The following is a 14,916-nucleotide window of genomic DNA, read 5'->3' as shown; positions in this document are numbered from 1 at the left end:
CGGTTCCCTGCCGGCGTCGAACCATACCCGGTCAGCTCCACCCCACCAAATCCGCCTCACGGCGAACCCGGGGCACCACCCGGCCCGGACCCGAGAAAAACAACCCCTCGAACCGGAAGCTCATCGCCACGCTCCGGCCTCCAGGACTTTCGCCCCGTTTCGTCCGTTCCGCGCTGGCAGAGAGAAAGTTACGCGTCCCGCGGGAAGATCGTCAAATCGGCGACCGGCGTCGCGCGTCACAGCCGGGACCGCGGCCTTCCGCTTGCGATCGAGGCGGTCGGCAGGCCGACGCCAGTCCACGCCGACCGTCGGGAGATGCTGCGGGCGGCGCGGCTGGACGTGGTGGTGGTCTGCGTCCCCCGCACGCACCCGCCTGCCGATCGCCCTGGGCTGCCTCGCCGCCGCCGGCGCCGACCTGCCGCCGGAGAAGCCGCCGGTGCTGTCCACCCCCGAGCACCGTGAGCCGACCGCTGCCGGTGCTGTCCACCCCCGAGCACCGTGAAGCCGCCGCCCCTGCGGCGACGGGCCGGGCATGCCAGGTCGGCTTCCAGCCCTCTCGTCTCGGCGGCGCTCGCGAGCCGACCGACGGTTCGTGCCGGGCGGCGCGGCGTCGTCGCCGGCGTCGCGACGGTCGCGGACCGGCAGCGCCCCGACGCCTATCTACGCGCGGGCGCCGTGAGCCGGCCCGCGTGACGCGAGTCCACCTCAGACACGTTGGCGTCACCTGCCTGTACGCCGCGTGGGACACCACCGTCGGAAGTAGTCGACACCTACGACGGCTCCGCGGCCGGCACGATGCGTCCCCCCGGGGCCGCCGGGCGGGGTCACCCCGTTCCGCAGGCCCGCGCGGCGGCGGTAGCGTGGCGCCACATCACGGCCCGTGGCGCGGACTCCCCGCCGGTGTGGCGCTCGCGATCGTACGGAGGAGGGTGCATGTCCCACGGCGAGGAGCCGTTCGCGGCACGCGAGGACGCGACCTCGCGGCCGAGCTTTGACCTCGCACTGCGCGGCTACGACAAACGGCAGGTCGACCGGTACGTCGAACAGGTCGACGGCGAGCGGTCGGCGCTGGCCGCCGAACGGGAGCGGGCCTCGGGCCAGCTGCGGGAGCTGACCACCGAGCTGCACCGGTTGCGCGCGGAAGTCGCCGAGCTGCGCGAGCGGCCGGCGCAGCCGGACCGGGCGTCCTTCCGCGACCTGGGGCCGATGGTCGACCAGATCCTGGCCCTGGCGGAGAAGCAGGCCGGGGTGATCACCGACGCCGCCGGTCAGGAGGCTGCCGAGCTGCGGGCCGAGGCGGAGCGGGCGCTAACCGAGGCGCGGGAGCACGCCGCCACGACGCTGCGGGAGTTGGCGGAGGAGGCGGAGGCCCGGCGCGCCCAGGACGAGCAGGAACACGAGGAACGCCGCGCCAACGCCCAGGCCGAGCTGGCCCGGATCCGCGAGGCGGCGGAGCGCCTGCGGGCGGCCGGCGAGGCGGCCCACGACCACGCGCTCCAGGAGGCCAAGCGGATCGACGAGCAGAGCGCGCAGCAGCTCGAACAGGCCCGCGCCGAGTCCGAGGCGTTCCTGACCGCGGCCCGTACCCAGATCCAGCAGGAGGTGCAGGCGGCGCGCGCGAAGACCCAGCAGGAGCTGGGCCAGTGGCAGGCCGGCGTGGAACGGGAGATCAACGAACGGCGGGCCGCCGCCGAGCAGGAGGTCACCGAGCAGCGCGCGGCGGCGGAGCGGGAGCTGGCCGGCCAGCGCACGGCGGCCGAGCAGGAGATCGCGACGCTGATCGCCGAGGCGCAGCAGTACGCGGCCACGTTCCGTCAGCGCGCCGACGAGCAGGCCGCGGCCCACCAGCAGCAGCTCGCCGCGGCGCAGCAGGGCCTCCGGGACCGGCGGGAGGCGCTGGCCCGGTTGCAGTCCGAGCTGGAGACGGCGCAGCAACAGCTCGCCCAGGCGCGGCAGGACAGCGCCAGCGCCGAGCGGGAGTTCACCGACCTGCAACAGCGCCTCGCCGAGACCCGGCAGGAGTTGACCGAGGAGCAGCACCGGCTCGACGAGGTGCGCCGGGCCGCGGATTCCGCCGAGCAGCACGCCAAGGAGGTCCGTGCCCGGGTGAAGCGGGAGGCGAAGCGGGTGGCGGACCTGGCCGCGGCGGCGGTCATGGCGGCCGCCACGGGTGGCGCGGAGACCGCCGAGTACCCGCAGGTGGGCGCCCGTGCGCGCGGCGACCGGCCGGCGGCTTCCGCCGTCGAGGCCGTGGGCGGCGGGGCCGGCTACCCGGCAGGCGGCGTCGAGGCCGGGTCGGGCGGGACCGGCTACGCGGCAGGCGGCGTCGAGGCCGGGGCGGGCGGGACCGGCGGCGCGGCGGGGACCCTGGCCGTCGACGCGGGGCGGGCACCGGCCGGCGAGGAGGGGCGGTCCCCGGGCGGCACCGTCACGCAGCCGCCGGCGGACCGGGTGGTCGCCCCGGGCTGACGCGGCACGACGTGCTGGAGCACCTGGCCGGCGTCGAGCCCGGCCGGTCGGGGAAGTCCCGGCACCGCCGGTCAGGTCGCGGGCGAGCGTGGCCTCGTGGGCGCGGAGCGGCTGGGCGGCGCCACCGACCAGGACTCGTTGCCCAGCGAGGTCGCCCCAACGGTGCCCTACACTCGCTCGCGGCGGGCGGTAGCGCAGAGGTCGTCGCGCCTCCTTGGCAGGGAGGAGGACGCCGGTTCGATTCCGGCCCGTCCGCCGCCCGGGCGTCGTCCCGCCCGATCCGTGCGGGCCGTAGCGCAGCGGTCGTCGCGCCCGGACTCCAAAACCGGGAGGACGCCGGTTCGAATCCGGCCGGTCCGCACCCCCTACACTCCCCGGCGAGCGGGTCGTAGCGCAGAGGTCGTCGCGCCCGACTGCTAATCGGGAGGACGCCGGTTCGATCCCGGCCGGCCCGCTCCCGACGGGAACGGGGACGCCGACATGGAGCGCCGACGCGAGCGGGAGCGGCAGCTGCGGCTCCTGCGGTACGCCTCGCCGCCGGGCATGGTCGCCGCCGCCACCGCCCGCCGCCACGCCGGGGACTGGCGGGGCGCGTGCCGGGCGGCGCTGGTCGACGCGCACATCGACCTGCCGGACGTGGCCGCCCGGTACGGCGGCGGCGAAGCCGCCCGGATCGAGGGCGAGCTGCGCGACCTCGCCCCGGACCTGCTGCGCCGCTTCCTGCCCCGCACCGACTCGCTGGCCCTCCTGCCGCGGGCCGTCGTCGTGCTCACCCGGCTGCCCGACCCGGTCCCGACGGGAGCCGAGGCGTCCGACTCCGGCGTTCCGCTGCTGGTGGCGACGCTGCCACTCGCCGACTGCGCCCCGCAGCGGATCGGGCTGCGGGTCACCGACAGCCGGCGCCTGCCGCCCCGGTGGCACGACCTGCCGGGCTGGTGCTGGGACGCGGCGGCGGTCGACGCGCGCCGCTGGGCGTACGGCGCCTCGGCCGCCCGGCTCGCCTGGCACTCGCCCGACGGCCAGCCGTACCGGTCGGGCGGCACGGGTGGGCCGGCGCTTACCGGCGACCGGGCCGCGGAGGTGGAAGCCCTCGCCGCGTTGCTGTCGACGGGACGACCGGTGGCGGCGTACGAGGCGGCCGGGTTCACCGTCGACCCCGACGAGGCCCGGCAGCACGCCGCCTGGTTCGCGGCCCCGCTCGCCGCCCACGCGCCGGCGCTGCCCGTGCTCGCCCACGAGGCCCGCCGCCTCGCCCACCGCTACGGGGCGACGACACAGGTCAGCGCGGACCGCCGGCTCGCCGTCGAGGTCGCCGCCGACGGCCGACCGACCGTCCGCAGAGCGAGCTGGCGCGATCCCGCCGTCGGGCCGTGCGCCTTCGGGATACCGGGGCCGACGGACGTGGCGCTGCTGCACCGGGGCGACCTGACGCCAGACGAGCTGCACCCGCTGGTGCACGAGGCGTTGTTCCCGGGTCGGGCGCAGGCGTGGCGGGCCGCGGCACCGGCGCCACCCGCGCCGATCCGGATCCGGTGCGGGCCCGACTGGCACGTCGTCCGCCCCGCCGACGGGCGCCTCGTCACCCCACACCACAGCGACGAGGAACTGCGCCGGGAGTTCCTGCTCGCCGGGCTGGGCGGGCCGCTTTTGGGCTGCGCGGCGGCGGTGCGGGCCTGGCGCACCGGGGCGAGACCGGTGCCGAAGGAGATCCGCAGGCTCCGGCAGGACGTCTTCGCCCGCGCGTTGCACGGCGACACCGACGGCGTGCTCGCCCTGCTCGCCGACGGCCTCGACCCCGGGCTGCGCGACGGTACGGGCGGCACGCTGATGCACTGGCTGTCCCACCTGGACCACACGAGGATGCTGCCGGCGCTCGCCGCCGCCGGCCTCGACGTCGACGAACGCGACCGGGACGGCCGCGCCCCGCTGCACGCCGCCGCGGTCGCACTGGACACCGAGGTGATGGCGGCCCTGCTCGCGGCCGGCGCCGACCCGGACGCCGTCGACGCGCAGGGCCGCACCCCCGCCGGGCTGCTCGCCGCCGCGCGGAAGCTGACGCGCCGAAGCTGATGCGACGGTGGTCGACGCGCGGAAGCTGACGCGACGGTAGTCGACGCGCTGTCGGTGGCCTTCGGTATGCTCCCGCGCGGCGAGGCCGTAGCGCAGAGGTCGACGCGCCTTGACAGCAAGCTGGAGGACGCCGGTTCGAATCCGGCCGGTCTCGCCGCCACCCCTTCGCGAAGGAGCACCGTGTCCGTCGACCGCGCCGAGTTGGCGGCCTGCCTGGCCGTCCTGGCCCGGCTCGACGACGCCGACCTCGACGAGGCGATCCGGCAGGAGTTGGAACGGGCGGTCACGGCCGCCCACCGGGGAGTGAAGAAGCGCGCCAAGGCCCGCCGGGACGCCGCGACCCGGGCGGCGGACCGGGCGCTGCTGGCCGGCGCCACCCGGTTCCACACCGAGATCCCCGACGTCGCCCCGCCCGTCTCCGGCCGACCCGCCGCCCTGGCCGGGGACGGCGCCGACCACGACGTGGTCGAGCGCGGGTCGCTGCGCCGGGAGCGGCACTGCTACGTGTGCAAGCTGCCCTACCGCCGGGTGGACGTCGACTACCACCAGATGTGCCCGCCGTGCGCGGCGGAGAACCGCGAGCGGCGGCACGCCCGCTGCGACCTGACCGGCCGCACCGCCGTGGTGACCGGCGGCCGGGTGAAGATCGGCTTCCACACCGCGCTCAAGCTGCTCCGCGACGGCGCCGACGTGATCGTGACGACCCGGTTCCCCCGGGACGCCGCCCGCCGCTTCGCCGCCGTGCCGGACGCGGACGACTGGACCGACAGGCTCTACGTGCACGGACTGGACCTGCTCGACCTGGCCGGCACGCTCGACTTCGTCACGCTGGTCGGCCGGCGCTTCGCCGGGCTGGACATCCTGGTCAACAACGCGGCGCAGACGCTGTACCGGCCGGAGGCGTACCACCGGGAGGTCCGGGCGGCCGAGTCGACGGCGCTGGAGGGGCCGGCGGCGCGGATCGCGATCGGCGCCGCGCCCGCCGCCACCACGACGCGGCGGCTGCCCGCCGGGCTGGACGCGTTCTTCCCGGCCGGGCAGGTCGACGAGACGGGCCAGCCGCTCGACCTGCGCGAGGTCAACTCGTGGGTGCTCAGCGACGCCGACGTGAGCCCGCACGAGTGGTTGCAGGTGCACGTGGTCAACGCCTTCGCGCCCTTCCTGCTCACCTCCCGGCTGCGCCCGCTGATGCAGGCGAGCGCCCACCCGCAGCGGCACGTCGTGCAGGTCTCGGCGATGGAGGGCAGCTACAGCCGCTCCGGCAAGACCACCCGGCACCCGCACACCAACATGGCCAAGGCGTCGCTGAACATGCTGGTCCGCACGGTCGCCCCCGACTACCTGACCAGCGGCATCCACATGAACAGTGTGGACACCGGCTGGGTCACCGACGAGCGGCCGCACCCCGGCAAGACCGCCCAGCGTGACCTCGGGTTCCGGCCGCCGCTCGACGTGGTCGACGGCGCCGCCCGGGTCTACGACCCGATCGTCCGGGGCGTCCACGGCGCGCCGGTGAGTGGCCAGTTCCTCAAGGACTACCGGAGCGTGCCCTGGTGACCGATCCCACGCCGGTGCGCTGCCCGGCCATCGCCGACCCCGACGCCGGGCTCGCCGACCCGGCCGACTTCGACCCGCTGCTGCTCCGGCTCGCCGTGCCGGACGCGGTGGTCGCGCCCGAGGAGTTCCCCCGCGGCACGGTGCAGCCCGACGGCCGGCTCGACCTGTGCAAGCAGGGCGTCGGCCCGGCGCAGACCGCCCGGATCGTGGCCGCCGCGGTCGACTCGCCGCTGGTGCGGCACCTGCTGCTGGGCACCAACGGCCTCGGCGCGGAGGGCGCCCGGGCGGTCGCCGAGGCGCTGCGCCCGGGGCACCACCTCGAGACGCTCTACCTGGGCTGCAACCGGATCGACCCGGCCGGGGTCGACGCGCTCGCCGCCCGGCTGGCCGGCGACCACACGGTGCGGGCGCTGTGGCTCAAGCGCAACCCGGTCGGCGACGAGGGCGTCCGGCGGCTCGCCGCCGCGCTCGCGGTGAACTCCACCATCCGCACGCTGGACCTGGTCAACGTCGGGATGAGCGTACGCGGGCTGGCCGCCCTGGCCGAGGCGCTGGCCGACCGGGAGCGGCCGGTGCAGCGGCTCTTCCTGGGCGGCAACGGCTTCGGCCCGGACGCGGTGCCGGTGCTCGGCGCGCTGGTCCGCACCGCCGGGGTCCGGGAGCTCTACCTGGCGGCGAACCACCTCGGGGACGCCGGCGCCGCCGCCCTCGCCGAACTGGCCGACGGGGTGGAGGTGACGCTCGGTCTGGGCGGCAACGGGATCACCCCGGCCGGGGTGACCGCGTTGGCCCGGCACCTCGGCGCCTGGCGGGCGCTGGACCTGGCCCGGCCGCCTTCGGAGCGGGCCCTCGGGGCGCGCGGCAACGTGGTCGGCGACGAGGGCGCGGCGGCGCTCGCCGACGCGCTGCCCGCCGCCCGGCTGCGCCGGCTGGACCTGCGGCGTACGGAGGTCGGTGGGCGGGGCGCGAAGCGGCTCGTCGAGGCCGTCGAGGGCCATCCGACGCTGGAGTACCTGGGCATCAACGGGGGCGTGCCGCGCCGGCAGCGTCGCCGGGCCTCGGCGCTGCTCGCCGAGCGGCCGGTCACCGCGCCGCACGAGGACATCCGGGCGATCGCGAGCGTCTACCGGTGAACCCGCCCGTCGTCGACGAGATCCGCACCTGGCAGCGCGTCCGGCGGTACGCCGTGCCGGCCGCGATGGTCGAGGCGTGCGCCGCGGCCCGGGACGCAGGTGACTGGCGGGCCGCCTGCACGGCCGGGCGCATGGACGTGGCGTTCGACCTGGCCGAGGTGGCCCGGGAGCACGGCCGGGCCCGTGCCGACCGGATCGAGGCGGACCTCGGCCTGCTCGCCCCGGACCTGCTGCGCTGGCACCTGCCGCGCGTGCTCGGCGGCCGCACCAGCGTCGCCACCCACCAACGGTTCGTACTGTCCGCCGTGGACGGGCGGTTCGACGACCGCGACGTCGCGCTGATGGTGGACATGCCGAAGACGGTCGACGGGTCGCAGCGGCTGCGGCTGACCGTCCGCCCCACCCTGGCCGAGGGCTACCCCCGGCAGGACCTGCCGCCGGTGTACTGGAGCGCCGCGCACGTCGACGGTCTCGCCGGCGCGTACGGCGGCTCGCCGGTCCGGCTGCCCGGCTTCGCGGCCGACGGCGCGGTCCGGCCGTTCGGGTCGTACGCGACGGTGGTCGACCCGGGCGACCCGGCGAGCCGGGCCGAGGTCTTCGACCGGCTGGTCGCCGGCGGCGAGATGGTCGAGGCGTGGGCGGTGGCCGGGGTCGACCTCGACCCGGAGGTCCCGGAGACCTACTACCTCAACCGCCAGGTCGCGAGCGCCGCCCGCGGCTGCCTGGTGCCGCTCGGGCTGGACGCCGAGTTGGCCCGCCTCGAAAGCCGCTACGGCGTCGACCGGGTGATGATCTGGTCCGGCGCGCGGCCGGTGGTCGAGGTGCGGCGGCGGGGCGACGGCACCGTTGCGGCCGCGTTCGTCGGGTACGAGCGGGAGCACTTCGCCCGCCTCCGCTTCGCCGGCGTGGTCCACGAGCGACCCGCCGACCTGGACCTGCTGCGGCACGGCCTGCTCGGCCCCGCCGAGCTGCACCCCCTCGTGCGCCGGGCCCTGTTCCCGTCGGCACCGGCCACGCCGGACGCCGTCCCGTCACCGGGCGACCGCCCACCGGTGCCGGCGGTGCGGCTGCGCGCGGCGCAGGGCGAGATGGCACGGCCGGGGACGGCCACCTCGGAGACCGCCCAGGGCGAGACGGCGCACGCCGAACAGCCGGAGACAACGGTGGACCGGCTCGACGCGGGCGTGGACATCACGGCGCAGGCCGGAACGGCGCGGCCGAGAGTGGCTGGTCTGCGGGTGGAGGTGCCGGTGCGGTGCGGGGGTGGGTGGCACATCCTCGTCCACGGCGACGGCCGGCTCGAGCCGGTGTCGCACACCGCCGAGGAGGTCGCCGGGGAGGAGCTGCTGCGCGCCCTCGGCGGGCAGTCGGCGGGCTGCTTCGCCGCCGCACAGGCGTGGCGCGGCGGGACCGGCCGGCTGCCCCGGCCCCTGCGCGAGCTGCGGCGCGACGTGCTGCTGCGGATCCAGCACGGCGGCGCGGCGACGTTGGCCGCGCTGCTGGACGCGGGGCTCGACCCGAGGATGGGCGACGGCCGGGGCGGCACTCTGCTGCACCATCTGCGCGCGGTGGAGGACGTCTCGCTGGTCCGGCGGCTGCTCGACGCTGGCGTGCCGATCGGGGCCGGGGACCGTCGGGGGCGTACCGCGCTGCACGTGGCCGTCGGCGACGGCGGCAGCCCGGAGCTGGTCCGCGCGCTGCTGGCCGCCGGTGCCGACCCGGACGCTCCCGACGAGGACGACTACAGCCCCCGCGAGCTGGCGGAGGGGAAGGCGAGCATGTACGACGACGACGGCGAGGACGTGCGGCCGGTGTTCCGGATCCGGGACGTGCTGGCGGAATGGGTCGGCGGATGACGGCGGCCGTGCCGGCGCTGGCCGCCGCCGACGACCTCGTCGCCGCCACGCGCGCGTGGCGGACGGAGCCGGCCGCCGACCCGAAGGTCGAGGCGCTGGCCCTGGCGGTGTCGGCGAACCTGCCGGTGCTGCTGTGGGGCGAGCCGGGCATCGGCAAGTCCGCCACCCTCCAGCAGCTCGCCGACGGGTTGGGCCTGCCGCTGGAGACGGTCATCGCCAGCGTGCACGAGCCGTCGGACTTCGCCGGGTTGCCGATCGTCGGGGACTCCCCGGCCACGGACGGGGTGCCGATGGCTCCGCCGGACTGGGCGGTACGGCTGGCGCGTACCGGATCGGGGTTGCTCTTCTTCGACGAGCTCTCCTCCGCGCCGCCGGCGGTGCAGGCGGCGCTGCTGCGGGTGGTGCTGGAGCGTCGGGTCGGCAGCCTCGCGCTGCCGGCGTCGGTGCGGATCGTGGCGGCCGCGAACCCGCCGACCAGCGCGGCGGACGGCTGGCACCTCGCCCCGCCGCTGGCGAACCGGTTCGTGCACCTGCACTGGACGCACGACACGCGCACGGTCGCGCGGGGCCTGGCCGGCACGTGGCCGGCGGTGACCGTGCCGGAGGTCCGGCCCGGGCGCACCGCCACGGCGCTGGCCAAGGCGCGCGGCGCGATCGCGGGTTTCCTCACCGCCCGGCCGGGGCTGACCCACCACCTGCCCGCCGACGCCGAGGCCCGCGGCGGCGCGTGGCCGTCGCCGCGCACCTGGGAGATGGTGCTGCGGCTGCTCACCGTCCACCACGCGGCGGGGACCGGGGCGGAGGCGCTGGCGCTGGCGGTGATCGGCGCCGTGGGCGACGGCGCGGGGTTGGAGTTCGTCACCTACCTGGAGAACCTGGACCTGCCCGACCCGGAGCGGGTGCTCGCCGACCCGGCGGCGTTCCGGCTGCCGGAGCGGGGCGACCGGCAGTTGGCGTTCCTCACCGCCGTGATCTCCGCGGTGCAGGCGAAGGTCGACCGGTCCCGCTGGGAGGCCGGCTGGGTGGTGCTGGGCAAGGCGGTCGAGGCGGGCGTGCCGGACGTCGCGGCGCGCGCCGCGATGGACCTGGCGGCGCTGCGCGACACCTCGTGGCCGGTGCCGCCGGCCATCCACGCCTTCGCGGACGTGCTGCGGTTGTCGGGACGCCTGGCCGGATGAGTGCCGGCGGCGGCCGGCTGGACCGCACGAAGCTGCTCGCCGCCCGGTTCCGGGCGGCGCAGGACCGCCCCTACCTGGCCACCGCGCTGTACAGCGTCACGGTGGTGGAGTCGCCGGACGTGCCGACCATGGGCGTCGACCGGCACTGGCGCTGCTACGTCTCGCCGGGGTTCGTCGACCGGCTGCCGGTGGCCCAGCTCGCGGCGGTGTGGATCCACGAAGTGGCCCACCTGCTCCGCGACCACCACGGCCGGGCCGACCGGCTCCCCGTCGGGCAGCGACGCGACCACCACCGGGTCAACGTCGCGCAGGACTGCGAGATCAACGACGACCTGGTGGCCGACCGGCTGCCGCTGCCGCCGGACCGGATCGAACCGAAGACCTTCGGGCTGCCGCCGGGCCTGCTGTTCGAGGCGTACCTGCCGATGCTGCCGCCGCGGATGTGCGAGGCCGGGGCGCATGACTGCGGATCCGGGGCGCACGGCGTCGAACGGCCGTGGGAACGCGAAGGGGCGGCCGCGGGCGGCGTCAGCGCGGTGGAGGCGGGGGCGATCCGCCGGGAGACGGCCCACGCGGTCCGCGCGCACGTCCGCTCCCGGGGCACCGTCCCGGCCGGGTGGGAACGCTGGGCCGCCCAGCTGCTCGAACCCCGGGTGGACTGGCGGCGGGCGCTCACCGGCGCGGTACGCGAGGCGGCCGCCTGGGCCGGCGGCGCGGTCGACTACACCTACCACCGGCCCTCCCGACGGGCCGCGGCGACCCGCGGAGTGGTGCTGCCCAGCCTGCGCCGACCGGTGCCCCGGGTGGTGGTCGTGGTGGACACGTCGGGGTCGATGGGCGAGTCGCAGCTCGCCGCGGCGCTCGCCGAGGTCGCCGGGGTGCTCCGGGCGGTCGGCGTCGGCGGCAACCGGGTCACCGTGCTCTCCTGCGACGCGGCCGTGCACGTCGTACGGCGGGTGCACACCGTCGGCGAGGTGCGGCTGGCCGGGGGTGGCGGCACCGACATGCGGGTCGGGATCGAGGCCGCGCTGCGCGACCGACCGCACATCGTGGTGGTGCTGACCGACGGATTGACGCCGTGGCCGGCGGCGCCGCTCGAGGCGACCCGGGTCGTCGCGGGGCTGATCGGGGCGGGCGCGCCGCTGCCGCCGTCCTGGATCACGAGCGTCACGATCGACGACTGACCCGGCCCGGACCCGGGCGCTGCCACGGGTCGCAGGCACACTGGCCCAACCAGTTGACGGGTTGATGTGCGCTGCGCCACACTCCTCGGCATGGACTTCGCCCCCGTCCCCCGCTCCTCCGTCTCCGACCACGTCTTCGGCCAGATCCGCGACGCGATCGTCAGCGGCTCCTACCGCCCCGACGACGCCCTGCCCGGCGAGCGGGAGCTGGCCGCCACCTTCGGGGTCAACCGGCACGCCGTCCGCGAGGCGCTGCGCCGGTTGCAGCAGCTCGGGCTGGTCCGCGTCAGCCAGGGCGGCGCGACCCGGGTGCTGGACTGGCGGGTGCACGCCGGGCTCGACCTCGCGCTCTCCCTCACCCGCTTCCACGACACCCTCCCGGTCGACACCCTCGTCCGCGACATGCTGGAGATGCGGGCCTGCGTCGGGGTCGACGCGGCCCGGCTCTGCGCCGAGCGCGGCGACCCGGCGGCCCGGGCCGCGATCCCGCGGGCCGTCGAGGAGTACGCGGGGCTCGCGCCGGACCTGACCGGGATGGGCGAGGCGACCATCGTGCTCTGGCGGCACATCGTCGCCGGCTCCGGCAACACCGCCTACCTGCTGGCCTTCAACAGCCTGGTGGCCGGCGCGCTCGCCGTCGGCGAGGTGCCACCGGAGCGGCGCGCCGCGGAACTGCTCGACGTCGCAGGCCACCGCCGGCTCGCCGACGCGATCGTCACCGGCCGGGCCTCCGACGCAGCCCGCGAGGCACGGGCCCTGCTCACCGCCCCCCTCACCACCCCCGCCGCACCGCCGAGAAGGGAAGCCCGCGCATGATCCCCGCCGTGCTCTACGCCGTACCGGCGTTCCTGCTCCTCATCGCCGTCGAGGCGCTCTCCTACCGCTTCGCGCCCGACGACGACGAACGCGGGTACGAACTGCGCGACACCGCCACCAGCCTGGCCATGGGCGCCGGCAGCCAGGTCATCGGTGTGCCGTGGAAGCTGCTGACGATCGGCCTCTACGCCGCCGCGTACACGGTCGCGCCGATCCAACTCTCCCCCACCAGCGTCTGGACCTGGGTCCTGCTGTTCTTCGCCGAAGACCTGGCCTACTACTGGTTCCACCGGTCCCACCACGAGGTGCGGCTGCTCTGGGCCGGGCACGTGGTGCACCACTCCAGCGTCTTCTTCAACCTCTCGACCGCGCTGCGGCAGAGCTGGACGCCGATCACGTCGATCCCGTTCTGGCTCGGGCTGGCGCTGCTCGGCATCCCGCCGTGGATGATCTTCCTCCAGCAGTCGGTCAGCCTGCTGTACCAGTTCTTCCTGCACACCGAGCGGGTCACCGTGCTGCCCCGTCCCGTCGAGTGGGTCTTCAACACGCCGTCGCACCACCGGGTCCACCACGGCGCCAACGCCGAGTACCTGGACCGCAACTACGGCGGCATCCTGATCGTCTGGGACCGGCTGTTCGGCACCTTCGAGCCGGAGCGCGCCGCCGTCCGGTACGGCCTGACGAAGAACATCGGCACGTACAACCCGCTGCGGGTGGCGACCCACGAGTATCAGGCCATCTGGGCAGATGCGCGGGCCGCCTCGTCCTGGCGGCACCGGCTCGGCTACGTGCTCGGCCGGCCCGGCTGGCAGCCCGCCCCGCACGCGCAGCCGGCCGCCGTCCGATGAGGCGGCTCTGGCCGTTCGGCGTGGTGGCCGCCGTCGAACTGATCGGCGTCGCGGCCGACGTCACCGCCCTGCAGTGGCTGGCCAAGCCCCTGCTCGCGCCGGTGCTGCTGGCGCACCTGCTGCGGGCGCGCCGGCGCGTCGACGGGGTCGCCGTCGGGCTGGTCTTCGCCACCGCCGGGGACATCGCGCTGCTGCTGTCCGGCCGCACCGCGTTCCTCGTCGGCATGGGGTGCTTCCTCGGCGCCCAGGTCGGCTTCCTGACTGCCTTCCTGCGACACCGCCGGCCGTCCGTCGCGGCGGTCGTCGGCTACCTCGTCTGCTGGGCGGCGGCCAACGCCGCGCTGTGGAACGCCCTCGGCCCGCTGCGGCTGCCGGTCCTCGGCTACAGCCTCGCGCTCAGCCTGATGGCCGCCGCCGCGACCGGCGTCTCCCGCCGGGTGGCCGTGGGCGGGGCGCTGTTCCTCGTCTCCGACCTGCTGATCGGGCTGGACGCCGCGGGCACCACGCTGCCCGGCCACAGCCTGGCCGTGATGACCACCTACATCGCGGCCCTGCTGCTCATCACCACCGGATGGGCCGAGGCGACCGGCCGCACGCGTGACGCCGCCGGCGGCGGCAGCCCCGCCCGCGCCCCGCGACGGGTGCCGGACGGCGCCCGGTAGCCCCGGCGCCCGTCGGTCCGCTCCGGACCGGCGGGCGCCGTCGGGTCGGCCGCCGGGTTCCCGGCGCCGGTCCGGCGGGTGGAAGGACGGAACGGCTGCGCACGGTGGTCCGCTAGCGGACGTCCCGCCTCGCCGCCGACGAGGTGGTCACGAAGGGCTGACGGCGAACCAGCGACCGCCTCGCACAGGTGGTCACCGCCCCGGCCGTGCCGCCCTCCCGCCGGCCGGTTCTCCTGGGGTGAGCCGCACCCGGCGCAGCAGTTGCGCGTTGACCGCCACCACGACGGTGGAGGCGGACATCAGCACCGCCGCGACGGCCGGGCTGAGCGCGACCCCGGCCCAGGCCAGGACGCCGGCGGCCAGCGGGATCGCCACGACGTTGTAGCCAGCGGCCCAGGCCAGGTTCTGGATCATCTTCCGGTACGACGCGCGGGACAGCCGCAGCACGCCGGTGACGCCGCGCGGGTCCGAGGAGGCCAGGATGACCCCCGCGGACTCGATGGCGACGTCGGTGCCGGCGCCGATCGCCAGGCCGACGTCGGCGCGGGCCAGGGCGGGGGCGTCGTTGACGCCGTCGCCGACCATCGCCACGATCAGCCCGCGGGCCTGCAGGTCGGCGACGGCCCGGTCCTTGTCGGCGGGGAGCACCTCGGCGAAGACCTCGTCGACGCCCGGCCGGAACCCCAGGTCGGCGGCGACCGCCTCGGCGACCGGACGGGCATCTCCGGTGATCATCGCGATCGTCCGTACGCCGTGCTCGCGCAGCTCGGCGATGACCGCGCGGGCCTCCGGGCGGACCTCGTCCTCCAGGGCGAAGGCGCCCACCGCCTCGGGTCGCCCGTCGGCGGGCAGCCGGACGAGGTGCAGCACCACCGCACCGCGGGACGACCAGCCCCGGGTCACCGTGGCGAGGTCGTCCGGCACCGCCGCCCCAACCTCGCGCACCAGCGCGGGGCCGCCGACCGCCCAGGTGGTGCCGTCGACGACGGCCCGGACCCCCCGGCCTGGCAGGGACCGGAAGTCCCGGGCGGTCGCCCGCAGCCCCCGGTCCTGCGCGACCTTGACCAGAGCCTTGGCCAGGGGGTGTTCGCTGTCGGCCTCGACCGCGCCGGCGATCCGCAACACCTCCTCCTCCGTCGTGCC

At 76.5% G+C, this 14,916-nt stretch carries 11 protein-coding genes and 4 tRNA genes; 14 read left to right on the top strand and 1 reads right to left on the bottom strand.

Going from position 1 to position 14,916, the window contains the following annotated elements:
• Nucleotides 1-933 precede the first annotated feature (933 nt).
• The 14 genes from ABT006_RS34135 to ABT006_RS34070 all read left to right on the top strand — a co-directional run bounded on the left by ABT006_RS34135 (nucleotide 934) and on the right by ABT006_RS34070 (nucleotide 13,773).
• On the top strand, nucleotides 934-2,469 hold the full coding sequence (locus ABT006_RS34135) for a coiled-coil domain-containing protein (protein ID WP_350712600.1): 1,536 nt from the start codon (nucleotides 934-936) through the stop codon (nucleotides 2,467-2,469).
• Between the two features lie 183 nt (nucleotides 2,470-2,652).
• Nucleotides 2,653-2,725: transfer RNA gene (locus ABT006_RS34130), tRNA-Ala, on the top strand.
• 28 nt (nucleotides 2,726-2,753) lie between these two features.
• Nucleotides 2,754-2,830: transfer RNA gene (locus ABT006_RS34125), tRNA-OTHER, on the top strand.
• A 20-nt stretch (nucleotides 2,831-2,850) separates the two neighbouring features.
• Nucleotides 2,851-2,925: transfer RNA gene (locus ABT006_RS34120), tRNA-Ser, on the top strand.
• 24 nt (nucleotides 2,926-2,949) lie between these two features.
• On the top strand, nucleotides 2,950-4,539 hold the full coding sequence (locus ABT006_RS34115) for an ankyrin repeat domain-containing protein (protein WP_350712599.1): 1,590 nt from the start codon (nucleotides 2,950-2,952) through the stop codon (nucleotides 4,537-4,539).
• A gap of 81 nt (nucleotides 4,540-4,620) precedes the next feature.
• Nucleotides 4,621-4,693, top strand: a tRNA-OTHER gene (locus ABT006_RS34110).
• Nucleotides 4,694-4,719: 26 nt separating this feature from the next.
• Nucleotides 4,720-6,096 carry an SDR family NAD(P)-dependent oxidoreductase gene (locus ABT006_RS34105; RefSeq protein ID WP_350712598.1) on the top strand — a complete coding sequence of 459 codons (1,377 nt, stop codon included), beginning with the start codon at nucleotides 4,720-4,722 and terminating at the stop codon, nucleotides 6,094-6,096.
• A complete protein-coding gene (locus ABT006_RS34100) occupies nucleotides 6,093-7,229 on the top strand; it encodes a leucine-rich repeat domain-containing protein (protein WP_350712597.1) in 1,137 nt (378 codons plus the stop codon). The genes ABT006_RS34105 and ABT006_RS34100 overlap by 4 nt, the downstream gene beginning before the upstream one ends.
• Nucleotides 7,226-9,085, top strand: a complete 1,860-nt coding sequence (locus ABT006_RS34095) for an ankyrin repeat domain-containing protein (RefSeq protein WP_350712596.1) — start codon at nucleotides 7,226-7,228, stop codon at nucleotides 9,083-9,085. The genes ABT006_RS34100 and ABT006_RS34095 overlap by 4 nt, the downstream gene beginning before the upstream one ends.
• Nucleotides 9,082-10,263 carry an AAA family ATPase gene (locus ABT006_RS34090; protein ID WP_350712595.1) on the top strand — a complete coding sequence of 394 codons (1,182 nt, stop codon included), beginning with the start codon at nucleotides 9,082-9,084 and terminating at the stop codon, nucleotides 10,261-10,263. The genes ABT006_RS34095 and ABT006_RS34090 overlap by 4 nt, the downstream gene beginning before the upstream one ends.
• A complete protein-coding gene (locus ABT006_RS34085) occupies nucleotides 10,260-11,447 on the top strand; it encodes a vWA domain-containing protein (RefSeq protein ID WP_350712594.1) in 1,188 nt (395 codons plus the stop codon). Before ABT006_RS34090 ends, ABT006_RS34085 begins: the two co-directional genes overlap by 4 nt.
• Nucleotides 11,448-11,537: 90 nt before the next feature.
• Nucleotides 11,538-12,263: a FadR/GntR family transcriptional regulator gene (locus tag ABT006_RS34080; RefSeq protein WP_350712593.1), complete on the top strand. Its 726-nt coding sequence runs from the start codon at nucleotides 11,538-11,540 to the stop codon at nucleotides 12,261-12,263.
• Nucleotides 12,260-13,111 carry a sterol desaturase family protein gene (locus ABT006_RS34075; protein ID WP_350712592.1) on the top strand — a complete coding sequence of 284 codons (852 nt, stop codon included), beginning with the start codon at nucleotides 12,260-12,262 and terminating at the stop codon, nucleotides 13,109-13,111. Before ABT006_RS34080 ends, ABT006_RS34075 begins: the two co-directional genes overlap by 4 nt.
• The gene (locus tag ABT006_RS34070; protein WP_350712591.1) at nucleotides 13,108-13,773 is read left to right on the top strand and encodes a lysoplasmalogenase; all 666 of its coding nucleotides are present in this window, start codon (nucleotides 13,108-13,110) and stop codon (nucleotides 13,771-13,773) included. Before ABT006_RS34075 ends, ABT006_RS34070 begins: the two co-directional genes overlap by 4 nt.
• 192 nt (nucleotides 13,774-13,965) lie before the next feature.
• Here ABT006_RS34070 and ABT006_RS34065 read toward each other — a convergent pair.
• Nucleotides 13,966-14,916: HAD-IC family P-type ATPase (locus ABT006_RS34065; protein WP_350712590.1), on the bottom strand; the 951-nt coding region annotated here is incomplete at its 5' end.

The organism is Micromonospora sp. NPDC002717 (genome assembly GCF_040295705.1).
Lineage (GTDB): Bacteria > Actinomycetota > Actinomycetes > Mycobacteriales > Micromonosporaceae > Micromonospora.
This window is presented reverse-complemented; position numbering and strand designations above follow the sequence as displayed.